The organism is Ruminococcus sp. AF37-20, assembly GCF_003460465.1.
Lineage (GTDB): Bacteria > Bacillota > Clostridia > Oscillospirales > Ruminococcaceae > Hominimerdicola > Hominimerdicola aceti.
In genome coordinates, this window is record NZ_QTVE01000001.1 from 213,339 (window position 1) to 236,997 (window position 23,659).

The 23,659-nt window shown below is 43.9% G+C and carries 22 protein-coding genes and 1 tRNA gene; 12 read left to right on the forward strand and 11 right to left on the reverse strand.

All coding sequences use genetic code 11. The features are described from left to right. Positions 1-9: 9 nt before the first annotated feature. Positions 10-633: an ECF transporter S component gene (locus tag DW015_RS00960; protein ID WP_117903536.1), complete on the reverse strand. Its 624-nt coding sequence runs from the start codon at positions 631-633 to the stop codon at positions 10-12. Between the two features lie 467 nt (positions 634-1,100). Between DW015_RS00960 and DW015_RS00965 the strand changes: the two genes are divergently transcribed. Next, positions 1,101-2,315 carry an iron-containing alcohol dehydrogenase gene (locus tag DW015_RS00965; RefSeq protein WP_117903538.1) on the forward strand — a complete coding sequence of 405 codons (1,215 nt, stop codon included), beginning with the start codon at positions 1,101-1,103 and terminating at the stop codon, positions 2,313-2,315. 161 nt (positions 2,316-2,476) lie between these two features. Further along, the gene (locus DW015_RS00970) at positions 2,477-3,052 is read left to right on the forward strand and encodes a GNAT family protein (protein ID WP_117903540.1); all 576 of its coding nucleotides are present in this window, start codon (positions 2,477-2,479) and stop codon (positions 3,050-3,052) included. A 64-nt stretch (positions 3,053-3,116) separates the two neighbouring features. Here DW015_RS00970 and radA read toward each other — a convergent pair whose 3' ends face one another. From radA to DW015_RS01000, 6 genes are all read right to left on the reverse strand, one after another. After that, positions 3,117-4,490, reverse strand: coding sequence for a DNA repair protein RadA (radA, locus tag DW015_RS00975; protein WP_046440208.1), 1,374 nt, complete (start codon positions 4,488-4,490; stop codon positions 3,117-3,119). A gap of 132 nt (positions 4,491-4,622) precedes the next feature. Next, positions 4,623-5,486, reverse strand: a complete 864-nt coding sequence (locus DW015_RS00980; RefSeq protein WP_117903542.1) for a stage 0 sporulation family protein — start codon at positions 5,484-5,486, stop codon at positions 4,623-4,625. A 41-nt stretch (positions 5,487-5,527) separates the two neighbouring features. Then, a complete protein-coding gene (locus DW015_RS00985) occupies positions 5,528-6,523 on the reverse strand; it encodes a hypothetical protein (protein WP_242993190.1) in 996 nt (331 codons plus the stop codon). Between the two features lie 36 nt (positions 6,524-6,559). Further along, entirely contained in the window at positions 6,560-6,883 is a 324-nt protein-coding gene (locus tag DW015_RS00990) for a cyclic-di-AMP receptor (RefSeq protein WP_022287895.1), read from the reverse strand. A 56-nt stretch (positions 6,884-6,939) separates the two neighbouring features. After that, positions 6,940-8,271 carry a PLP-dependent transferase gene (locus tag DW015_RS00995; protein WP_117903544.1) on the reverse strand — a complete coding sequence of 444 codons (1,332 nt, stop codon included), beginning with the start codon at positions 8,269-8,271 and terminating at the stop codon, positions 6,940-6,942. 2 nt (positions 8,272-8,273) lie between these two features. Continuing rightward, complete coding sequence (locus DW015_RS01000) at positions 8,274-8,588, reverse strand: sigma factor-like helix-turn-helix DNA-binding protein (protein WP_117903546.1); 315 nt, start codon at positions 8,586-8,588, stop codon at positions 8,274-8,276. 365 nt (positions 8,589-8,953) lie between these two features. Here DW015_RS01000 and DW015_RS01005 point away from each other — a divergent pair, with 365 nt between their 5' ends. From DW015_RS01005 to DW015_RS13680, 7 genes are all read left to right on the forward strand, one after another. Further along, positions 8,954-9,181: a DUF896 domain-containing protein gene (locus DW015_RS01005; RefSeq protein WP_117903548.1), complete on the forward strand. Its 228-nt coding sequence runs from the start codon at positions 8,954-8,956 to the stop codon at positions 9,179-9,181. Further along, entirely contained in the window at positions 9,178-10,164 is a 987-nt protein-coding gene (locus DW015_RS01010; RefSeq protein ID WP_117876574.1) for a WYL domain-containing protein, read from the forward strand. Before DW015_RS01005 ends, DW015_RS01010 begins: the two co-directional genes overlap by 4 nt. Positions 10,165-10,445: 281 nt before the next feature. Continuing rightward, complete coding sequence (locus tag DW015_RS01015; protein WP_242993194.1) at positions 10,446-12,032, forward strand: potassium/proton antiporter; 1,587 nt, start codon at positions 10,446-10,448, stop codon at positions 12,030-12,032. Positions 12,033-12,593: 561 nt separating this feature from the next. Continuing rightward, the gene (locus DW015_RS01020) at positions 12,594-12,875 is read left to right on the forward strand and encodes a hypothetical protein (protein ID WP_117903550.1); all 282 of its coding nucleotides are present in this window, start codon (positions 12,594-12,596) and stop codon (positions 12,873-12,875) included. Between the two features lie 86 nt (positions 12,876-12,961). After that, positions 12,962-14,452: a diguanylate cyclase gene (locus DW015_RS01025; RefSeq protein ID WP_117903552.1), complete on the forward strand. Its 1,491-nt coding sequence runs from the start codon at positions 12,962-12,964 to the stop codon at positions 14,450-14,452. Further along, positions 14,449-15,717, forward strand: a complete 1,269-nt coding sequence (locus DW015_RS01030; RefSeq protein ID WP_117903554.1) for an ABC transporter substrate-binding protein — start codon at positions 14,449-14,451, stop codon at positions 15,715-15,717. The genes DW015_RS01025 and DW015_RS01030 overlap by 4 nt, the downstream gene beginning before the upstream one ends. 440 nt (positions 15,718-16,157) lie before the next feature. Then, the gene (locus tag DW015_RS13680; protein ID WP_242988985.1) at positions 16,158-16,655 is read left to right on the forward strand and encodes a prepilin-type N-terminal cleavage/methylation domain-containing protein; all 498 of its coding nucleotides are present in this window, start codon (positions 16,158-16,160) and stop codon (positions 16,653-16,655) included. Positions 16,656-16,841: 186 nt separating this feature from the next. Here the strand turns inward: DW015_RS13680 and DW015_RS01040 are convergent, their stop codons facing one another. Both DW015_RS01040 and DW015_RS01045 read right to left on the reverse strand, forming a co-directional pair. Next, complete coding sequence (locus DW015_RS01040) at positions 16,842-17,246, reverse strand: ImmA/IrrE family metallo-endopeptidase (protein WP_117858754.1); 405 nt, start codon at positions 17,244-17,246, stop codon at positions 16,842-16,844. A gap of 3 nt (positions 17,247-17,249) precedes the next feature. Beyond that, positions 17,250-17,597, reverse strand: coding sequence for a helix-turn-helix transcriptional regulator (locus DW015_RS01045; protein WP_022287876.1), 348 nt, complete (start codon positions 17,595-17,597; stop codon positions 17,250-17,252). A gap of 318 nt (positions 17,598-17,915) precedes the next feature. Here DW015_RS01045 and DW015_RS01050 point away from each other — a divergent pair, with 318 nt between their 5' ends. Further along, positions 17,916-18,392, forward strand: coding sequence for a hypothetical protein (locus DW015_RS01050; RefSeq protein WP_117903558.1), 477 nt, complete (start codon positions 17,916-17,918; stop codon positions 18,390-18,392). 322 nt (positions 18,393-18,714) lie between these two features. Here the strand turns inward: DW015_RS01050 and DW015_RS01055 are convergent. Further along, a tRNA-Arg gene (locus DW015_RS01055) sits at positions 18,715-18,791 on the reverse strand. 44 nt (positions 18,792-18,835) lie between these two features. After that, positions 18,836-20,788, reverse strand: a complete 1,953-nt coding sequence (metG, locus tag DW015_RS01060) for a methionine--tRNA ligase (protein WP_117903560.1) — start codon at positions 20,786-20,788, stop codon at positions 18,836-18,838. Positions 20,789-21,288: 500 nt separating this feature from the next. On the opposite strand from metG, the gene DW015_RS01065 reads away from it, so the two are divergent. Both DW015_RS01065 and DW015_RS01070 read left to right on the forward strand, forming a co-directional pair. Beyond that, on the forward strand, positions 21,289-22,647 hold the full coding sequence (locus DW015_RS01065) for an MATE family efflux transporter (protein ID WP_117903562.1): 1,359 nt from the start codon (positions 21,289-21,291) through the stop codon (positions 22,645-22,647). A gap of 15 nt (positions 22,648-22,662) precedes the next feature. Then, complete coding sequence (locus DW015_RS01070) at positions 22,663-23,370, forward strand: histidine phosphatase family protein (protein WP_117876566.1); 708 nt, start codon at positions 22,663-22,665, stop codon at positions 23,368-23,370. Positions 23,371-23,659 lie beyond the last annotated feature (289 nt).

Genomic DNA, 23,659 nt, shown 5'->3' on the forward strand with positions numbered 1-23,659 from the left:
TCGGTGAATTTATGCCTGCGCTTTGTTTTTGCTGGGTATGAACCTTGCCTTATAAAGTGCAGCACCCACTGTACCTGTAACAAATGTACATACAGCCATTTCGACCAGAGCGTTTATGCCTACAAAGGTGCAGATGAATACTATGATATTCTTTCCGCCCATAAGCTCTTTTACATAATCGGTGTTGCCGAAAAGCAAAACAAGCGCACTCATAAAGAACGCAGTGTTCAGAAATGCAGTGCAAAAGCCCGTAACAGCATATGAAACATAATTGCTTGTTACCTTGCTCATGCCTTTGGCAATAAATCCTACGATAATGCCGTCAAGAAGTCTTGGTACAAATCGCTGAACGAAAGCCAGGACCGGATCGATCGCTACAAGTGCTGCACCCATTCCGCTTGGCACGCCAATTCCGAAACACTGCAAAAAGCTGAGCAGTCCGAAAACTCCTCCAATGACTGCACTTCCCACAGGGCCTACCGTTACAGCCGCTATGGCAATAGGAATTACGTTGAGAGTAATTACCAGCGGTCCGATAGGTATAGAACCGATAGGAGTGAACGAGAAGATCATTGTGAGAGCTGTCATCAATCCCAGTATCACCAATGATTTTGTGTTGACCTTTGTTTTCATATTAAATTTCCTCCTTGTTATTATTCCTCCATCTTGGGAGGATACAATACAATACCAGTATATTATATCACATTTTTTCGCATATTTCCATAGCTTAAGCAAATTTTTTATGAATTTTTTTATCTTCATAAACAGGAATATCTTCGCACTCACAAATGTATAATTTATTAACAAAAGAAAACAAAATAAGCACTGCGAAATTCCATATAGTGCAAACAAAATCGTGATTTTTCATGTAATTGTGATATTTTTTTCACCTGTTTTACACATTCATATGTACATTTAGCTATATGCACATACTTATATATGCTATGTAAAAGTTAATAATTAATAGAATATTCATAGATTATGTTAGAATAGTTCATTGACATTTTGTATAATTAAAACCAAGCAAAGAGAAAATTTGTGTGAGATTTACACAAACCTCTTTGAACACATTATTACATTACATATAGGAGGAATTAGAAATGAGATTTACATTACCAAGAGACCTTTATCACGGCAAGGGAGCATTGGAGAACCTGAAAACACTGAAAGGTAAGAAAGCTATCATCGTAGTCGGCGGCGGCTCAATGAAGAGAAACGGTTTTCTCCAGAAGGCAGAAGCTTATCTGAAAGAGGCTGGAATGGAAGTTAAGCTTCTTGAGGGCGTAGAGCCAGACCCTTCTGTAACAACAGTTATGAACGGTGCAAAGGTCATGCTCGAATTTGAGCCTGATTGGATCGTAGCAATGGGCGGCGGCTCACCTATCGACGCTGCAAAGGCTATGTGGATCAAGTATGAGTATCCTGACTGCACATTTGAAGATATGTGTAAGGTATTCGGTATCCCTGAGCTGAGAAAGAAAGCACACTTCTGCGCAATTTCTTCAACATCAGGTACAGCTACTGAGGTAACAGCATTCTCTATCATCACAGACTATGACAAGGGTATCAAGTATCCTATCGCTGACTTTGAGATCACACCGGATGTAGCTATCGTTGATCCTGACCTTGCTGAAACAATGCCACAGAAGCTGACAGCTCATACAGGTATGGACGCTCTGACACACGCTATCGAAGCTTATGTTTCAACAGCAAACTGTGCATATACAGATCCACTTGCTATCCACGCTATCGAAATGATCCAGAAGGATCTCGTTGATTCTTACAACGGCGATATGGGCGCAAGAGATAGAATGCACGACGCTCAGTGTCTTGCAGGTATGGCATTCTCAAACGCTCTGCTTGGTATCGTTCACTCAATGGCTCATAAGACAGGCGCAGCTTTCGCTGACTATGGCGCACACATTATCCATGGTGCAGCTAATGCAATGTATCTGCCAAAGGTAATCGCATTCAATGCTAAGGACGAAACAGCTAAGAAGAGATATGGCGTTATCGCTGATTATATGCACCTTGGCGGTTCAAACGATGACGAGAAGGTAAAGCTCCTCATCGAGTATGTAAGAGGCATGAATGACAAGCTCAACATTCCTCACTGCATCAAGAACTATGGTACAGACAGCTATCCATGTGAGGAGGGCTTCGTTCCTGAGAACGTATTCCTTGAAAGACTCCCTGAGATCGCTAAGAACGCTATCGCAGACGCTTGCACAGGTTCTAACCCACGTCAGCCTTCACAGGAAGAAATGGAAAAGCTCCTCAAGTGCTGCTACTACGATACAGAAGTTGATTTCTAATTCTCCAGATTATAGAACAGAGGGCGTCCCGAATTTGATTCGGGGCGTTTTCTGCTTTTTTGTGTATTTCGCTTAAAAACGCTTGATTTTTGCTAGATTTTATGTTATAATTTTAGTAGACTTGGGAATTTTTATTATATAAGCAGGGGAGAGTGTTTATTTTGCAGGATATTGACTATTATTTTTCTCATTTTCCTGTGCTGGAAACAGAAAGGCTCATACTCAGGGCGAAGACCGCTACTGACGCAGAGGATATGAAAACCTATATGGCTGACGAGAATCTTTACAAATATTGGGGCAGAAATATGACAAGGCAGGAAAGAGAGCCGTCGCTTTTTTTCGGACGCACTCTTAACAACGGCAAAAAGGATCATATAAGCTGGGGGATAGAGCTAAAGAAAAATCATAGGTTGGCAGGGGAGGTAAATCTCTTCAATATCGAGAATGACAGACAGGCAATGATAGGTTATCGTATCTCGGCGGCGTATCAGAACATGGGCTTTGTCACCGAGGCTCTCAGGCGTGTGATCAGATTTTGCTTTGAGGAAACAGGCGTGCAAAGGCTTGAAGCCGAGGTCATGACGGTGAACGTTGCTTCAAACAGAGTAATGGAAAAATGCGGCTTTACCTGTGAGGGAACAAAGCGTCAGGAAAAGTTTGTGAACATCTACACAGACTTCAATATCTATGGGCTTCTCAGAAGCGATATTATGGGAGAGCGTGCGGCTTCTACATAAGACAGAAAAATAACGGGCGGAAGATTTGGTCTTCCGTCCGTTTTGTGTTGTTCGTATTAGCTTATCAGCCTATAGCTTTGAACGCCTCTCTTATTGAGCGCACACCGATTATTTTCATTGAAAACTTGCTTGTGTCAACGCTTTTCAGCGAATGTGCAGGAACGATACAAGTTTCAAAGCCCATTCGTTCGCACTCCGCAAGGCGCTGTTCACAGTGGGAAATGCTCCTAAGCTCTCCGCCTAAGCCTATCTCACCAAGGGCGATAAGCTTATCGCTTATAACCTTGTCCGTCAGCCCTGAATAAAGCGCCAACGCCACCGATAGGTCAGCCGCAGTGTCATCAAGCTTTAATCCGCCTACAATGTTGATATAAACGTCCAGCCCACCGAAAAAATAGCCAAGCCGCTTTTCAAGCACAGCTATTATTATCGCCATTCTGTAGTAGTCAAAGCCCGTGGCAGTACGTCTTGGGGAGGCAAGCACGCTCTTGCATACCAGTGCCTGAACTTCCGCCATAACAGGCCTTGTACCTTCCATTATGCAGGCAACGCAAGTTCCCGAAGCGTCTGTCGGTCTGCCCTCCAAAAACATCATAGAGGGATTTTCAACTTCCAGCAGACCGCTGTCAGCCATTTCAAACATACCTATCTCATTCGTTGAGCCAAAACGGTTTTTTATGGCTCGCAGTATCCTGTAGGTGAGATTTCGTTGACCCTCAAAATACAGCACGCAGTCAACGATGTGTTCCATGACCTTTGGCCCTGCGATAGCACCGTCCTTGTTGACGTGACCTACTATGAACATTGGTATCTCTTCCGACTTTGCCGTCCGCATGAACATATTTGTGCATTCTCTTACCTGCGTCACAGAACCCTGTGCAGAGGATATTCCGCTTATGTTCATGGTCTGGATAGAGTCGATTATGACTATCTCAGGCTTTTCTTTTACTATCACGGAGCATATCTGCTCGCAGTCATTGTCTGCAAGAAGATACAGATTTTCAGAATCAACATGAAGCCTGTTTGCACGAAGCTTTATCTGCCGTACAGACTCCTCTCCCGATACATAAAGTATGGTGTGGTCTTGTCCTAAATACTGACATATCTGCAAAAGCATTGTGGATTTTCCTATGCCCGGTTCACCGCCCAGAAGCACCAGAGAGCCTTTTACAAGCCCTCCTCCAAGCACTCTGTCAAGCTCTTTCAGCCCCGTTGCATAACGTATCTCGTTGTAGCTTGCGTCAACACCGCCTATGCCAACTATCTTGTCTGAAATGTCCCTGACAGTCGTGGGCTTAGACTTTGCACCGCCCGCCCTGACCGCAAGCTCGACCTCCTCAAAGGTGTTCCATTCGCCGCAGTTAGGGCATTTGCCGTTCCATTTTGAAGTTTCATATCCGCACTGACTGCACACATACGAAGTTTTCACCTTTGCCATATGGACGTTCCTTTCTGCATATTTATCTGACGATTTGCTGATATATATAAATGCTGTGCCGATTTTGTGTAAGGGCTGGCGCCCCCGACAACCCGTTTATGTTTCGGTGATCGCTCGTGCAAAGCGCTGAAATTACTTGCCCTCAAGCCCCTTGAGAGCCTTTATCTCGTCACGGTCGAGCCTTATAACAGAATCCTTTATTACCTCAATATCGTCTTTCTTCACAACAACAACATTGTCGTTCTTATCCATTTTAACTCTCAGCTTGCCTGTGAGCAGATTTACTTCCTCAACAACGCCCTTTCCGTCACCCGTTCTTACGATAGCGCCCACCTTTGGCGTGTGCTTGAGAAGATCCTCATAGCTGTCCTGCTCGTATTTCAGACAGCACATAAGTCTTCCGCAAGTGCCTGAGATCTTCGTAGGGTTAAGTGACAAGCCCTGCTCCTTAGCCATTTTAATAGAAACAGGCTGGAACTCTCCCAAAAATCTTGAACAGCAGAAAGGCTGTCCGCAGATGCCAAGACCACCAAGCATTTTTGCCTCGTCACGAACGCCTATCTGACGAAGCTCTATCCTCGTCCTGAATACCGCAGCAAGGTCTTTTACAAGCTCACGGAAGTCAACTCTGCTCTCGGCGGTGAAATAGAAAAGAAGCTTGTTGTTGTCAAAAGTACATTCAACGTCGATAAGATTCATTTTCAGCTTGTGAGCGGCTATCTTCTGCTCGCATATCTTGAAAGCGTCCTTTTCTTTTTGTCTGTTTTTTTCGATAGTTTTCATATCGTTAGGGGTGGCAAGCCTTATAATGCCTTTTACGGGGTTTGTGAATCTTGTTTCGTCTATTTCCCTGTCCACAAGCGCAACTTCACCACATTCAACGCCCCTTGCGGTCTCAACGATAACTTTGTCGCCCATTTTCACGTCATAGTCTTTTGGGTCGAAGTAGTATATCTTGCCAACGCTTTTAAAGCGTACTCCGATTATTTTTAACATCTCTTTTTCCTTTCAAATATATATCACGGCTTTGCCGTCAGCTACTTTCCTGTGACAGAATATATCTGTCCTGCCAGACTGTTTATAGTCAGGCTTATGTTGCAGTTTGCGTCTATCCTGCCTATGTAGTCAGAAACTATATCGTAAAGCCTGACCGCCTGATCTGAGGAAAGGCTTCTGCTGAGCGTCTTTGCACCCTCTTTCGCACAGCTCACAGACTTTTCGCTTTCTCCCCCGAGCCGGAATGCCGCACTGTCACGGAGTATCTCCTGAAAAAGGCTCAGCCCCTCTCTCAGCAACGTTTTTTTGCCGTCTGCCACAAATAGCGTTTTCAAAACGTCATATTCGTTTCCGCCGCACATTGCGTCGCACAGACCTCTTGCAAGCTTCACGCTGTCAAAAAACTGGGAGTGTTCAAGATACTCGACACATCTGCCGATATTTCCACGCCCTGCTGAAACAGCTTCGCTTATGAGCGCAGGGACAACGGCAGGATATTTCTCCTGCAAACACTCCATGCTCTCCGCCTCCGTGACAGAGGTCATGCCAAGGGAAAGCACTCGTGAGATTATGGTAGGTAGAAAAATTTCCTTGCTCCTCGCCGTAAGTATTATAGCAGTATGCTCAGGCGGTTCTTCAATGACTTTAAGCAGAATGTTCTGCACCTGAATAACAGTGTTCACCGACAAGTCAAGGTCAGGGATTATGTATACTTTCATTCTTGCCTCGTTCGGTGCAACGGGAGCTTCCGCAACTATAGGTCTGATAGAATCGTCAACGATATAGTTGCCGTTGCTGTTTGCCTTTGCCACCATAACGTCAGGGTGAACCCCGTCGGCTATCATTCTGCAGGTCCTGCAAATGCCGCAAGGCTTGCCTGTCTGACGTTCGCACAAGAGTGCCGCCGCTATCCACCGTGCAAGGGTCTTTTTCCCAAGCCCCTTTTCTCCGTGTATCATTATGGAGTGCGGCTCTCGTTTCTTTTTTATCATCTCAGATACGAGCCTGCGAGGCTCGCTGTTTCCGTATATTATCAAGCTCTCAGACCCTTTCTGAAAAATCTATCCCGTCATTCAGACTTTTTCGAAACGCTCAATATCAGTAACGAAAATAGTTGCGCCGCCGATAGCCACCTCAACAGGATATGAAGCCGCACCGTCAGGCTCCATGATAGTTGATGACGGAACGAACTGCTTTCTTTTCTTTGAATACTTTTTGCAGACCTCTATAACAAGATCTACCTGCTCATCAGGGCAGCAGATAAGAAAAGTGGTGTTTCCTGACATAAGAAAACCGCCTGTTGAAGAAAGCTTTGTGGCTCTTATGCCGGCTTTCAGAAGTCCTTTATTTACAGCGTAGGTATCATCGCTGTTTACGATAGCATAGACAAGTTTCATGATTTTGCCTCCTGTTATTTTTAATGTAAAAATAGCTTTTTTAGCTACACCTTATATTATAGCACATTTATGCGTTCAATTCCATAGTTTTTCAAAATTTTTATTACCTGCGGTGTTATCTCCTCACCGCTCACTGCCACAGGCACAGATGGCTGACAGCTTGTGACGGTCATTCCGCATATAAGACCGCAGGCGTCCTCCACGTTTACGGTGTGCTGAGCCGAAAAAGCCGCCTGCCTTATACCCATGCGTTTTATCCCTTTTGGTATAGCGGGTAAGTCACCGAAAAGCCTTATCCTAGGCTGTTTTATCTCTGAAAACGCCTTTTCCAGCTTCAAAAAGTCCTCTTCGCTGTTGAAAGGCGACGGCATAAGCACAACATATTGTGTGTCGCTGTATTCAGGCTCGATGCCATATTCCCTCAGCCTGTCTGCAAGGTCGTCACCTGTGATACCGCTTTTGTATGCGGCAAGGGTTATCTTCATAGGCTCTTCGCCTATGGTATGCCAGCCGAAAGCTGTTATCCTATCTTTGCAGACTTTTACCCTTTCCACAGTGCGTTCAAGGTCACGAGGAAAATCACCATTCACATAGTCAGCGCAAAGGTCAAGGCTCTCCATTATAAGATAGGAGGGGCTTGTTGAGCCGAACATTGACATTACCTCTTTGGCGCAATCATCATAATTCGCAGGGGCGTGATTTGAAATATGAAGCATTGCTCCCCCTGTGTAGCATGGAAGCGTTTTGTGAGCAGAGTCACAGCACATATCAGCCCCCAAGTCCATGGGGTGAAGGCTCTCGGGGAGAAACTTCAGATAAGCTCCGTGAGCGTTGTCGCAAAGAAGAGGCACTCCGTATTTTCTGCAAACCTCGCTCATGCCCTTTATGTCGCTGAGATCGCCAAGATAGTCAGGTGAGGTCACATAAACGCAATCTGCCTTTGTCCTTGACAGCACCTCCTCAACGTCCTCGGGAGTAACGCTTCCTGCACAGATCGAGGTAAACTCGCCCTTTGGATATATCCACTCCACGTCAATGTCAAGGAGTATGCAGGCGTTTATAAACGCCTTGTGGACGTTTCTTGGTGCGGCAACAGCTATCTTTTTTCCTTGCCCACTGCGACATACTATGCCAAGCATTGCCTTTATGCAAAGGCTCGACCCCTCGGCAGAGTAAAAAGTCCGCCTGCTGCCATAGGCTTCCGCCATTTTGGCTTCGCTCTGTGCGATGATCCCCTCGGCTTCAAAAAGATAGTCCGCACCCTTTATTTCAGTGATATCCCACGGCTCAAGACCATGAAATTTCTGCCCTTTGTGACCGGGCATATGAAACCTCGCTATGCCTGACGCTGCATATTCTCTAACGAATTTATTCACAGGTGCGTTCAATGCTATCTTCCTTTCAGTGCGCTTTTGAGCATGGCAGGCTTCATGCCGCAGGATATCCGCTTTCTTGCAAGCCCGATAGTTCTGGATACTGTGGATTTTGAAACACCCTCTGCGTCGGCTATCTCCTGCATTGTCATGCCCTTTGTATAATACATTATTATATAACATTTCTGCCGTTTCGTCAAATTTTCCCGTACTATCTCATGCATGAGCCTGTTTTCTATGGCAGAGGCAGGGTCGGGACTATCTTTCTCGGTGTCATGAGGACTTGAGATATAGTTTTGTATAAGCTCGTATGATACCTTTGTGTGCTGCATAAAAATCCTTTCTTTATCTTTTTCAGTGTTTTCTGACCATTTTTTTACCCACTATATATTGTGGACGATTTTTTTGATAAACACAATTTTCAAAATTCTTGTTTAATTTGTGGGAAATTAAACGGACTGTTTGTGCATTTTACCGTTGCAATTTAAAGGAATATGTGTTATAATGTATCTGCAAATTTGTTTGAGGGTGTTTTGTTGGACTTATAAATATAAATAAAGAAAAAAGCCGATATGAACATCTTTTGAATGAAAAGGGCGGTATTGTGTAAGCTGCCCGTTCTATTTTGAGCCGAATACTGCGGATAAAAATAAAAACACAGGGCAGTGTGAAGCTTTAAGGAGAAGTGTAAAAATTTATGGAGAAAGTAAAGCTTAACAGATTGTCTGAGCTTACTGCTATTGCGAGAAAAAGAGAACTTACCTCAGAGGAGAAGTCTGAGCGTGAGGCTTTGAGAAATGAGTATCGCAGAAGCGTTATAGCTAACCTGACAGGTCAGCTTGAAGCCACGACGATCATTGAGCCGGACGGCTCAAGAATTAAGGTTTCGGATATGAAACGCAGCGGGGAGGATAAAATAAAGTGACAGGAGTTTCCAGACAGAAACAGAAGCTTTTGACCATGAAAAAGCTTTTTGAGACCAAGACAGACGAAAAGCACACCATTACAGGAAACAGGCTTATCGAGATTTTGGGCGATTATGGCATAAAGGCTGAGCGTAAGACTATCTATGACGATATCAAGACCCTCTGCGACAGCGGAATGGATATTGAGATAACTAAGGACGGTCACTCCAACGCTTATTATCTTGCTCAAAGGCTGTTTCAGGACGAGGAGCTGTATGTTCTTGCAGACGCAGTTGCTTCAAGCAGGTTTCTTACACAGAAGAAATCGAAGGAGCTGTTAAAGAAGATACAATCACTTACATCTGAACACAAGGCAAAGGATCTGCGCCGAATGGTCTATGTGTCAAACAGGACAAAGACCTTCAACGAGCAGATATACTATGCTATAAACAGCATACAAGAGGGCATTTTCAGCGGTTTGGAGATACGCTTCAAGTATTACGAATACACCGTTGAAAAACGCAAACAGCTTCGCCACGGCGGCGAGGTGTATACGGTTTCACCGTATTCTCTGGTTTGGGAAAATGACAACTATTACCTTGTGTGCTATTGCGAAAAGCATGAAAAGATATGCCGATACAGAGTTGACAGAATGACTCAGGTCACTGTTACAGATATCCCTAGGAGGGAGCTTTCCGAGGAGGAGAAGACGGAGGTCACAAATCGTCAGACTATCTACGGAATGTACGGCGGCGAGCTTATGACGCTGCAATTGCAGTTTGACAATAAGCTCATAGATGTTGTAATGGATCGTTTTGGTGAGAAAACCATATGTCACAAAAATTCCGACAATACCTTCTATATAAATGAGGAGGTGCAGGTCGCACCAACATTCTGGGGCTGGCTTTTCCAGTTCGGCTCACAGGCAAAGGTGCTTGGACCTGAAAGGGCAGTGGAAATGGCAAAGGACGCTATTTCAGATATTGCCGATTGCTACAAATAAAAATTTGGACAAGGATAAAAGAGCCGAGATATAAATAGGCGAACGTCTGCTGTAAAAGGCAGGCGTTTTTTATTTGGATATACTGCTTCACTATCGATTATAGCACATATGTTCGATATTGTCAAGGGGTAATGTAAAATTTCCGTAAGATGTGGGCAAAAAGTTGACAGCACAGGGGCGAATATGTTATAATATTTACACAAGCAAAGGCGCTTTGAGTAGAAGATACCCAAAGCGCTATTTTTATAATAAGGTAAAAAGGGGTGATAAGCTTGACCACAATGCTCATTTTATCTTCTGTGATAGTGCTGTGCTGTGTGTTTTTCAATAAAATATCGGACAAGTTTGGGCTTCCTGCATTGCTGGCGTTCATTCTTCTTGGAATGTTGTTCGGCTCTGACGGGCTTTTTAAAATAGAGTTCGATAACTATAAATTTGCCGAGGAGATATGCTCGGTGGGACTTGTTTTTATAATCTTCTACGGAGGATTCGGCACGAAATGGAGCGAAGCTAAAAAGGTGGCAGGCAAGTCGCTCATACTCGCTTCCGCAGGGGTTTTGCTTACAGCCTTTGCAACGGGAGCATTCTGCAAGCTTGTGCTGGGATTTGAGTGGCTGGAAAGTCTGCTTATAGGCGCTGTTATAAGCTCCACAGACGCCGCTTCGGTGTTCTCTGTACTTAGAAGCAAAAAGCTGAACCTGCGATACGGCACAGCCTCCATACTTGAGCTTGAAAGCGGAAGCAACGACCCTTGGGCTTATATGCTCACGGTTATAATACTTTCAGTAATGAAGGGCGGTGCGACGGCAGGAGGCTTTGTTGTGAGCTTGCTTGCACAGGTATTTTTCGGTGTGGGCTTCGGTGCGCTTATATCTTTGGGTGCAGTGTATCTCATAAAACGTGTGCGATTTGACGCCGCAGGCTTTGACGCTATCTTTGTCACTGCCATAGCTATTCTTTCCTACGCTCTGCCCTCGGCAGTGGGCGGAAACGGCTATCTTAGCTGTTACATTGTGGGAATAGTCCTGGGCAACACAAAAATATCAGGCAAGACAGCCCTTGTGCATTTCTTTGACGGAATAACGGGCTTCACACAGATATTGCTGTTTTTCCTACTTGGACTTTTGGCATTCCCGTCACAAATGCCGTCAATAATACTTCCTGCGGCGGCGATAGCATTGTTCCTTACATTCGTTGCAAGACCTGCGGCTGTTACTGTTATCATGAAGCCTTTCGGTGCAAAGTGGAAGCAGATAGCCCTTATCTCATGGGCAGGACTAAGAGGAGCGACCTCCATTGTTTTCGCTATCATGGCGACAGTTGATGACGCATATATGAAAAATGATGTTTTCCATATCGTTTTCTGTATCGTGCTTATGTCTATCGGTATTCAGGGTACGCTTCTGCCGCTGTTTGCTAAAAAGCTCGATATGATAGACGATGAGGAGAACGTAATGAAAACGTTCAATGACTACAGCGATGAAACGGAAGTGCAATTTATAAAGCTTTCTGTTCAGCCGGACAGCAATTGGGCAGGGCGGAAGATAAAGGATATACCTTTTCCGAGAGGTCTGCTTGTGGTTATGATACTCCGTGACAAAGAGAAGATAATACCAACAGGAAAAACCCAGATACTTGCAGGGGACGTTGTGGTGCTCAGTGCGGCAGGCTTTTATGACGACAGTCATTTTGTCCTAAGCGAAATGAACCTTGATAAGCACCACGAGTGGTGCGGTCTGAAAGTGTCAGAGATAACAATGTCAGAGGACAGCCTAATAGTAATGATAAAACGTCAGGGGCGTATACTTATCCCAAACGGCAGGTTGCGGCTCAAAGAGGGAGATGTGCTTGTTGTCACATCAGGATAAAGAATATGCAGGCGGCGGATTGACTTGCGTTTTGTGTGAGCCGTTTATATGAAAACCACTTTGCTTTTCTTATCAGCTTATTTTCAGTGTCTTTTCATAAAACTATCATATTGAACAGGTATTATATATACAAGGTCAGAGGAACACCGAGAAAGACCTCAGGCAAAAGCTTTGAGCGCTTACTGAAAGTTCCGTCAACCAATTACTCTTCGGAGTTTTTCATATATAATTTTCCTTTATTCTTCTTTTCATTTCATAAAGCTGTGCTCTGAGTTTTCAGAGTGCGGCAAAAGTGAAATGGCATGGAAAAATACATAACTTTAGCATTCCCCATTCATAATTTTTTCTTCATATTATACTTCTTACTTCTCTGAAAGACCCTGTGGCTTTTGCCGCGGGGTCTTTTGGATTTGTAGAATTTATATCAAAACAAACGTTCTTATCTGTGCATATCGACAAAAAACTTGCTGTCCAAAAAATTACCCCTCAAATTCATCAAGTTGTGTTATCATACATACAGCCCCGAAATAGAAAAAGAAAAATATGAGGATGTGTGTAAAAATGATATGGATAATCATGATGAATGTTTTTATCGTTGCGGCAGGTGCAGGCGGCGACAGGTGGCTTATGAAAACCATAATGAGAATGGTGCTGTTTTTCCTGCTTGCTGCGGCGGCAGAGAGAAACATGGGAGCAGTGTTTGCCGCAGGCATTGTGTTCACAGCGGCATGGGCGGCACTGTCGCTTTTTGAAGCGGAAACCAAAAAGAAACGCCATGCAAATAAGGTCAGACAGTGCCGTGTCAGAAAAGATATAAACCGTACAATACAAATTGAGCAATAATTAACAAAAAAATCACTTATTTTATGGGCTTATGTGTTATAATTAATGATGATTGTAATAATTTAGCCTGAGAGGTGATATAGCTTTTGAAAAATTCTGCTGATTTTGAACTGTATGATAAAATAAAAAAATATAGAAGATCTATTTTGAAAACAAGCGTGTCAGTGCTGTTCATTGCTTGTCTGCTTGTGTATGCGTGTGCCTGCTATTACAGTGGTGTGAACGCATTTCAGAAAGAGGCTCAGCTTTGCTCTGCCATAAATGCGGAAGCAGACCAGAATGTGGCTGCCTTTATGAAGAAAATGGAGGACACTGCCAAGCTTGTAATGGGCAATGAGGACTATGCGAAATATGATCCTACTGATACATCAAAGAGTGAATTTGCTGTGCTTAATGAGGAGAATGTTCTCACTGAGAGGCTTATAGAGCTTAGTACATTGGGCAATTATACTGATTTTGGCATTGTAAGCAGTAATGAACATAATGTAGGAAAGATAACCGACGGTACAAAGGATATCTTTGACGATGAGATATACAAGAGAATTTCCGCTCTTATGGGGGACAGCAAGATAAAATGGTTCACGGGACAGGACAATAATTACAGGCGTGTGTATTTTGCAGGCAGGATAAATGACGATCTTATTTTTATCTCCTCCGTGTTTTCAACGGAGTTTGATCTTGTTTTTCTGCCCTCTGACAATTACAGCGAGATAAATACCATGCTGTGTGATGATGATGGCAGGATAATCTATGCTAACGACGGAAAAAGTGTTGTCGGCGAAAAGCTCGATGATAAGCTCTCTAAATTCCTTGAGGGAGGCACCGGAGTCACCGTTTCGGATATGACTACTATCTGTGCTATTGATGATTGCAGTGACGATTGGGTGGTCATTACTACCGTGGATATGTCAGACACTTTGCGTCACTATGTGAGAACAGGGCTTAAATGCTTCGGTATCTTTATTTGCTGTGCAGTCATATTTATTATGATATCTGCGGCAGCGGCGGCGGATAACGACCCGCAGAACGGACCGAAGTTTGGAAAATATCCAAAGGTGGACGAAAATACAGGGCTTTTCACTGCGGAATATACCGAAAACAGCATTATGGATAAAATGGAAACTTGTATCTCAGGCTCGACTATCGCATTTATTATCGTGAAAATAACAAATCTGGAGCTTATAAGGCTCAACTATGGCGAGGAGATAGTGGCGGAAGCTGAGCAAAAGGTCGCTGAAATACTGGTGGAGAACCGCAAGGAGGGCGATATCTGCGGAATTTTCAGGGAGGGCGAGTTTGCTCTGTTTGCAGACCACACGGACTTTGACCTTGTTAAAGCTTATGGTAATGTGAGGGCTTATGTTAAAGAGCTTAACGATAAGCTGAAGAAATGTTGCCTTGACGATGACAGGGGCTACATAAAATGTGCAGTGGGTGCGTCGGTCTACCCTGAAACAAGCGACGATTATGATGAGCTTTATGAAATGGCAGAAAAAGCCTGCGAGAAAGCAGAACACAGTGAGGATGCAAGAGCGGTGATATATGATAAAAAAGAGGAAGAGGTGAGCCGCAGTTGAAAACACGCATTGTAAGGTGTGCGGCTTTGACCGCTTCGGCGATCTGCACAGTGACTGTCATGACGGGCTGTGCATTGTTTGAGGGAAGAATGGAGCATAATGTAAAGACCGAGGTGTCCTTCTCGTGGTGGGGCAAGGACGTGCGCAACGAGTATACTCTCGACGGGCTTAAAGCCTATCAGAACAGCAATAAGGACGTTGTGGTAAGAACTGAGTATGCAGACTTTGACGGCTTCAAAACACGAATGGACGTGGAATTTTTCTCTGACACCACCGCAGATATCATGCAGTTAAACTACAGTTGGCTCTATGAATATTCTCCCGACGGCGAGGACTTTTATGACCTTAATGAGCTGTCGGAATACATAAATCTTTCAGCATTTGATGATGACAGCCTTTCATATGGCACTATAAACGGCAAACTCAATGCCTTGCCTACCGGTACGAACTGTATAACCTTCTATTACAATAAGACGATGTATGACAGCTACGGTCTGAGCCTGCCTGAAAATTGGTCTGACCTTATAAATGCGGCAGAGGTCATGAAGTCAGATGAGGTGTATCCTGTTGAAATGACGACAAAGGCGGCTTATCTCAGCTCTGTGGCGTATGTGGAGCAGGTAACGGGAAGAAAAATGTTATCTGACAGCGGCGAGTTTCAGTATACCTTGGAGGACGTAAGGCTCATGCTCGCCTTTTATCAGGAAATGCTGAATAAAAAGGTCACAAAGCCTGCGTGGGATTTCGATAGGAACGATCTTGAAAAGTGCCTGACGGCAGGCGTGGCTTCCTGGATATCAGACGCAGAGTATTACTGCGATCCTGCTCAGAAGTTTGGCTTTGACATCGTTATAGGCGACTATCCAAAGCATAAGCAGGCAGTGAGCAGCGGTTGGTATAAAAAGCCCACTAGCGTTTATGCCATAAAGAAAAATACCAAGTGCCCTGAGGAAGCCGCAAAGCTTCTTGACTATCTTGTGAACGGTGAGGAAATGGCCCTCCTGCAGGGCATGGGAAAGGGCGTGCCTGCATCAAAGGCGGCATTGGAAGCCCTTGAAGCGAGGGATATGCTTGACGGGATAGAGTATAAAGCCAACGAGAAAATGGCAAACTCAGAGGAGCTTGAAATAATGTCCCCGAAGCTTGAAGATCAGGGGGTACTTGACATTTTTATAAGCATCTCCGAGTCGCTTTATTATGGCAGGGCGGAGATAGAAAACGCTTCTGAAAATCTGTATAATAAGATGAAGGAATTATACAAATAGTTAAATACGCGAAACAAATAGTGCAAATTGTATTCAAAAAATGAATGAGAAGTGTACAGAGTACACAAAAATAACGAAACTGTTAAATAAGTCTTGACAATTTATTTGTTTTAAGATATAATTAAGAACGATGTAAGGTGATACATCATAAAAAGGTGTGTGACAAAGTGTGTGACAGACTTTTATGAAAATGTCAACACAGTGTTATCAATCGTCAATTTGTCTGAATGAAAACGTGATTTTCGTCAAGTTGAACAAAGTTGAGAAAAAATCTAAAAAACTATTGACATTTTGGACAAGATGATGTATACTTTAATCATGGTGATAAGGAGAACGCAAAGAACTCCGAAAGCCGCTTAATTATTGGAAAGTAGCTGCTTAAATCGGCTTGCGGCACTTTTATAAACAAATTTATTTAATTTATTATGGAGGGATTTTCTATGAAGAAATCTAACAGAAAAGGTTTCACCCTTGTAGAGCTCGTAGTTGTTATCGCTATCATCGGTATTCTTGCAGCTATCCTCGTTCCTACAATGATGAACTATGTAAAGAAGTCAAAGCTCAAGACAGCTAACTCAAACGCTAAGCTCGTTTTCACAACTGTAAACAACGAGGCTGCTGATTTGCTCGTAAACGGTGAAACAGTTGGTTCTGGCGACGGTCAGACAGCTGCTGTAAATATCAAGACAACTCTTGGTGCTCTTACTGGTACAACCACAGCGGATAAGCTTGGTAAGGCTGTATACGAGGCTCTTAAGGACAATGGCGACGGTGCTGGTTGGTGCGTATATTCTATCGGTACTTCAGGTAACGTTGAGTATGCTCAGTGGTCTGACGTTCAGACACCAACTAGTGGTGTTCTTGGTCAGTATCCTGATCCTTGCAAGGATCCAGATAAGGCTAATCATGATTTTGGTTCAAAGGTTACAAGCTGGTAATCGTGATTTGAATTTTCAGAACCGCTCATTTGAGCGGTTCTTTTTTTGTCTGAAAATATATAAAATAGCCAATCAGAATAGCCTGCCTTTGTGCAAATGGTAAAAATCTATGGAATAGCTTGTCTTTTATTAAGATAACAAAAAAGGCATACCGCCGAGAGCGTTAACTCCCTCGGCGGTATTTTTCTACCCAAAATAAACCCCATAATACCTGCAAGCCTTTATCATAAAATCCTCGCTCACATCAAAATGCTGCGCAAGCAGATAAATACTGTCCAGATTTTTCTTTATGGCTTTGATAAGCTCGCTTTTCGGTATAAGATTTTCTATCGCCCATTTGTCTGCTCGGTATTCATGCTGTGAGATGTTGTCTGCCGTGGCGTATCTGTTGTAAAACGCACCCTTTACGCAGTGACCTATCTCGTGAGCAGTGCGCTCCTTCAAAAGCCTTGCAGGCGTCTGGTTGTCTATGCCGATCGCACAGCCACCTGCGCCAAAAAGCGATATCGCCCCGCACTTTGGACAATCAATAAAATCTATAGTTATGTTCTCTCTACTGCAAATATCATACAATTCCTGTATGTTCGTCATCTCTCACTTTTCACCAGCCTTTCTGCGCTTTGCTTCCTCTCTGAGCATGACCATTTCTGCATACTGCTTGACCTCGTCAAACATTTCGTCCGTCACTCCAAGCGTGCCGTTGAATAATGCATATTTCAGCTTCGTGTCAAAATCTTCCTCTCTGCCCGATATAAGATATTGTACGCTCACTCCAAATCTGTTCGCTATCTTTGTAGAATTCTCTGCGGAAAGTCGTTCCGTCCTGCCTTTGCTCAGCTCAGATAAACAGCTCCTCGTTATAGACAGCTCCTTGCACATCTGCGATACCGTCATATTGTTCTCCTCGCATAGTTCTTTTATCCTTTTGTACATTTCAGTCATATTTTCTTCCTCCAATTGTGACCATTTCACAAAAATACAGAAAACTGTATCAAATTTGCTGATAGCTATTGACTTTTGCAGAAACCTGTAGTATACTATATGTATCGTTAGTACAGATATCTGCATAAAAAGCTGGCTTTGATATAATTATAATACATTTTCCTGTAAAAGTCAAGAGGATAAACCGCCCCCCTTTTTGACATCTCCGCCCCGAGAGATATACAGAAAACGGTTATCTGAAATGTCATTGCTTTATTTTATTTACAGTATATCATACTAACTGTCCAAATGTCTGTACAAAAAGGCGAAAGGAGAAAAATGTACGATAATATAGATTATTCCGTAGAGGTAAATTCCATAAAAAGGCTTGCACCCTCGGCGAGCCGATATAATTTCAGAAGCGGTGGAAGCAGAGTTAATACAGCCGCACTGCGAAAGCTTTCACAGTATCGCAAACTAAGGTGGCAGGAGTGGAAGCTTAAAGAAGATATCTGCGAAATGTCCTCACAGCTTGCCGCAGTGGGGGAGCATTGCGGCAGGGTAGCCCACAGAGGGAAAAAACTTACTGACTTGTGGCTTGACCTTGCAAAGGTGCAGCTTCGCTTGAGAGAATGTGAGGAGCTTGCGGCAAAAATGCCAAAACGTTATCGTGGCGTGGTGAAAAGCCGCTATTTTGACGGCTCAAAGAAGCACCCACCTGAGTGGGGAAGCTCCGCCGCAGAGTTCGGCTTTCCATTTGGAGGAGAAGAACTGCGCAGGCAAGTGACAAAGTGCCTGAATGAAATATGCAATTAATAAAACACCTTACACAAGGTAAGGTTTAAATGCCCGCCACGGCGAACATATAGCTTTCCCAGCATATCACGCCAATGGGCGGAAATGAAAAAATCCGCTACCATAAATGATAGCGGATTTGGTGCAGGTGCAAGCACTTACAAAGTAAAAATAACAATTAACTACACCTAGCGGCGTAATAGTAAGATTTAAAAGGAAGTTGGGCGTAAATCGCCCACCACGGCGAACATATAACTCTCACAGCATATCACGCCTATGGGCGGAAATAAAAAAATCCGCTACCATAAATGATAGCGGATATGGTACAGGGGCTCGCCCCTGCTGGTGCGCCTGACAGGAATCGAACCTGCGACCTCAAGAGTCGGAGTCTTGCGCTCTATCCAACTGAGCTACAGACGCATATAAGGAGCGGAAATCCGCTCCTTATTTTTTTATAAATTTTTTTATCTAAGCTTAGCTCCGCATGGCAAGTCCTGATCCGGGAAAATAACGCTTGCCGCACCGTCAGGTGTGTCAGCCGCACATATCATGCCGTTTGACTCAACTCCGCAAAGCTTCACAGGCTTCAGATTGGCTACAATAACTACCTTCTTGCCAATAAGATCTTCAGGCTTGTACCATGCCGCAATGCCTGATACTACCTGCCTGCCGCCAAAACCATCGTCAAGCTGTAAGCAAAGAAGCTTCTTGGACTTCTTTACCTTCTCGCAGTCCTTAACAAGAGCAACTCTCAGATCTACCTTTGCAAAATCATCTATGGTTATCTCGTCAGCTATAGGCGCAGGATCAAATCCATCGTCAGCCTTTTCCTCAGGCTTTGCATTGCTGCCTATTATCTTGTTAAGCTCCTCTATCTCCTTGTCAACGTCAATTCTTGGGAAGATGATCTCACCCCTGTGAACTGTAACGTCAGCAGGAAGTACACCGAATTTGCCGGCGTTCTCGTATGTGATGTCGCTCTCAGCCGCACCTATCTGCTCCCATACCTTTGGCATTGTTGTAGGCATAAAGTTGCTGAGAAGCGTTGATACTATCCTGATAGTTTCAAGCAGATTGTAAAGAACTGTCGCCAGTCTTGCCTTCTTGCTCTCGTCCTTGCCAAGTACCCATGGAGCTGTCTCGTCAATGTATTTGTTAGCTCTGGATACTACCTTGAATATCTCAGCCAAAGCATTGTTTATCTGAGTCTTGTCCATGAACTCATCGACCTTTGCTCTAAGCTCTTCAGCCTCAGCAATAAGCTCAGCGTCAAAATCGCCAGCCTCTCTGTCAGCAGGAAGCGTGCCGCCAAAATATTTGTCAGCCATAGCTACAGTTCTTGAAACAAGATTTCCAAGACCATTTGCAAGGTCAGAGTTTATCCTGTTTATCATTATCTCGTTTGAGAATGAGCTGTCTGCACCCAAAGCCATTTCACGAAGAATGTGGTATCTGATAGCGTCAGCACCATATCTCTCACCAAGAATGAACGGGTCAACAACGTTGCCCAAAGACTTGGACATCTTCTGTCCGTTGAATGTTATCCAGCCGTGTACAGCAAGATGCTTTGGCAGTGGAAGATCAAGTGCCATAAGCATTGCAGGCCAAATGATAGCATGGAATCTCATGATATCCTTTGCTACCATGTGAACGTCAGCAGGCCAGAACTTGTCAAAATCATTGTACTGCTCGTTCCAGAAACCAAGTGCAGAAATATAGTTGGAAAGTGCGTCTATCCAAACGTAAACAACGTGCTTGTCATCAAATGTAACAGGAATACCCCACTTGAAAGAGGTTCTTGATACACAAAGATCCTCAAGACCGGGCTTGATAAAGTTGTTTACAAGCTCAGTGGCTCTAGTCTTAGGCTGGAGATAATCAGTCTCAGTGAGAAGCTTCTCTATCCTCTCAGCAAATGGCGACATCTTGAAGAAGTAAGCCTCCTCCTTAGCCTCTGTTACCTCTCTGTGACACTCAGGACAACAGCCGTTCTCATCAAGCTGTGACTCAGTCCAAAAGCTCTCACAAGGTGTGCAGTATTTGCCCTTGTATTCGCCCTTGTAAATGTAGCCCTTGTCATAAAGAGCCTTGAAGATCTTCTGAACAGTTTCAATGTGATAATCGTCAGTAGTTCTGATGTATCTGTCATAGCTGATGTTCATGTAGCTCCAAAGTTTTTTGAAAGTCTTGACTATCTCATCAACATATTCCTTAGGTGTAACACCCTTTTCAGCAGCCTTCTGTTCGATTTTCAGACCATGCTCGTCAGTGCCTGTGAGGAACATGACATCATAGCCCTGCATACGTCTGTATCTGGCAATAGAATCGCAGGCAACAGTGGTGTAGCAGTGACCGATATGAGGATTACCGGAAGGGTAATATATCGGGGTAGTGATATAAAACGGTTTTTTCTCCATATAAAGGACCTCCGTAAAAGAATTTGCATAAGCAGCATTTCTTATATTATACTACTTTACAGTGGTTTCGTCAAGCGGTAAAGCGAGTAAAGTGAGGAATGAGGAGTGAGGAATGAGGAATGAGGAATGAGGAATGAGGAGTGAGGAGTGAGGAATGAGCAAAGCTGACCAAAGTTGTGCCCTCTGCACCGAGCGTAGCGATTTTGCGGTAAGACAAACTATCTCGAAGCATTGTAGGGGCTGGCGCCCTCGACAGCCCACGCCCTTGACATTTCGCATTATTGTTTATCTCACAACCCTTGATAACCCCACAAACATCGGTAGGGGCGAACAGCGTTCGCCCGTGCTCAGAACTTGCATAAATTCTGAATCATAGAGGACACCACCCGATTTGTGCTGATTTAACAAATAATTCATACAACTTTCGTATAAAAATGCTATAATAAAAAAGTTAAAGTATAAATTCTAAGAAAAAGTAACTCTAAGGTGGGAATCGTAAAATGGAAGAAGTAAGAGAAAATAAAATGGGAACGCAGCCCATAGGCGATCTGCTGTTCAAAATGTCCCTGCCGATCATGATATCCATGCTCGTGCAGGCACTCTATAATATCGTTGACAGCATATTTGTTGCCAAAATAAGCGAGGACGCACTCACTGCCGTGTCACTGGCTTTTCCGGTGCAAAATCTTATGATAGCCCTCGGTGCAGGCACCGGTGTCGGTATCAACGCACTGCTGTCAAAATCACTCGGTGAAAAGAACTTCAAACAAGCCAATAGCGCCGCCAATAACGGCATTTTCCTCTGCCTTGTGAACTTCGCTATCTTCGTGGTTTTCGGTGCATTTTTCACCGGGATCTTCTATCGCTCACAAACCTCAAGCAAAATAATCATCGAATACGGCGACCAGTACCTCACTGTCATCAGTCTGCTGAGTATCGGTCTTTTCTGCCAGATGACCATGGAAAAACTCTTGCAGGCAACAGGTAAAACTATCTATTCAATGTATACTCAGGGAATAGGCGCAGTGATAAATATTATCCTCGACCCTTGCTTTATCTTTGGCGTGGGCTTCTTCCCTAAGTGGGGCGTAACAGGTGCGGCTGTGGCTACCTGTATCGGTCAGTTCACCGCTGCAGCTTTCGGACTTTTCTTCAATATGAAGTTCAACAAAGAGATAACCATAAACCTTGTGAAGTATAGACCGCAGGCGAAAATAATCAAGAAGATCTACGCTGTCGGTCTGCCGTCCATCATAATGCAGTCTATCTCTTCTATCATGACATACGGCATGAATAAAATACTTATCGGCTTCTCAAACACTGCCGCCGCAGTTTTCGGTGTGTATTTCAAGCTTCAGAGCTTCGTTTTCATGCCTGTTTTCGGACTTAATAATGGTCTTATCCCTATCGTTGCCTATAACTATGGCGCAAGAAAGAAAAAGCGTATCACCGGTGCAATAAAATACGCCATGATATACTCTGTGTCTATCATGATAGTCGGCACTATCATAATGCAGCTTTTCCCTGCACAGCTTCTGAAACTCTTTGACGCAAGCGATAATATGCTAAGCATAGGCGTAACAGCCCTGCGTATAATCAGCACACACTTCTTCTTCGCAGGCTTTGATATAATCATAATCTCATCATTGCAGGCTCTTGGCAAGGGACTTTCCTCTATGCTCGTTTCATTTACAAGACAGCTCGTTGTGCTTCTTCCTGTGGCATATCTTCTTTCCCTTACAGGCAAGCTTGACGCTATCTGGTGGGCGTTCCCGATAGCCGAGGTATTCTCGATCCTGGCGTCGCTGTTCTTCCTGAGAAGAGCATATAACGCCGAGATAAAACCAATGGCAGACTAACTAGGAGGTATTTTTATGCGGCTTATTTTTATCAGACACGGCGATCCCGATTATGTTCATGATACCCTTACAGAAAAGGGCAAGCGTGAAGCAGAGCTTCTTGCACAGCGTGTAAAGAATTGGGACGTTTCAAAGTTCTACGTTTCTCCCCTTGGCAGAGCGCAGCTCACAGCGGAATATTCCCTGAAACTTCGTGGGGATACAGCGGAAACTCTCCCATGGCTGAGAGAATTTAACGGCATAATACCCACCTCTGATGGAGGACATCGTATCCCATGGGATATGTACCCCACCGAGTGGGCGGATAAAGAGATATACTATGACCGAAATAATTGGTTCAAGTCCGACTATATGCAGACAGGCAATGTTGAAGAACAGCTTAAATGGGTGCATGAGGGTATTGATAAGCTTCTTGCCGACCATGGTTATATCCACGAGAACGGTATGTTCCGCATTGAAAAGCACAGCGATGAAACCCTTGTGTTCTTCTGTCACTTCGCCGTATCAATGGTGATGATAGGACATATCCTTGGCATTTCCACCATGAATATGTGGCACGGCTTCAATATGCAGCCTACCTCCGTGACAGTCCTCGGCTGTGAGGAGCGTGAGGGCGACTATGGCTTTTTCAGATGCCACGTCATGGGCTGTACAAAGCATCTTGCAGGCGGCAATGAACCTATCTCCAACGCAGGCTACTTCACCGACGTTTTTCAGGATTAAATAAACCCGTAAGGGTGACTTTTTCGCTCGCATATTATTGCATACAAAAATATCCTCTATCCGCTCTGTTATTTCAGGGCGGATATTTTATTGTGCGAAACCTTAGTTTAATATAATATAACAGTCAAAGAAAACGTTTTATTCTAAATATGACTATCGTTAGATAACAACATATTCATAATTTGTGAAAAAGCACAACAAAAGCTTCGTATTATCGTTTATTTTTTTACTTGTTTTATGTAAACTAAATGCTTTTACCCCCTTGACTTTACTTTCAAAAGGGCTTATA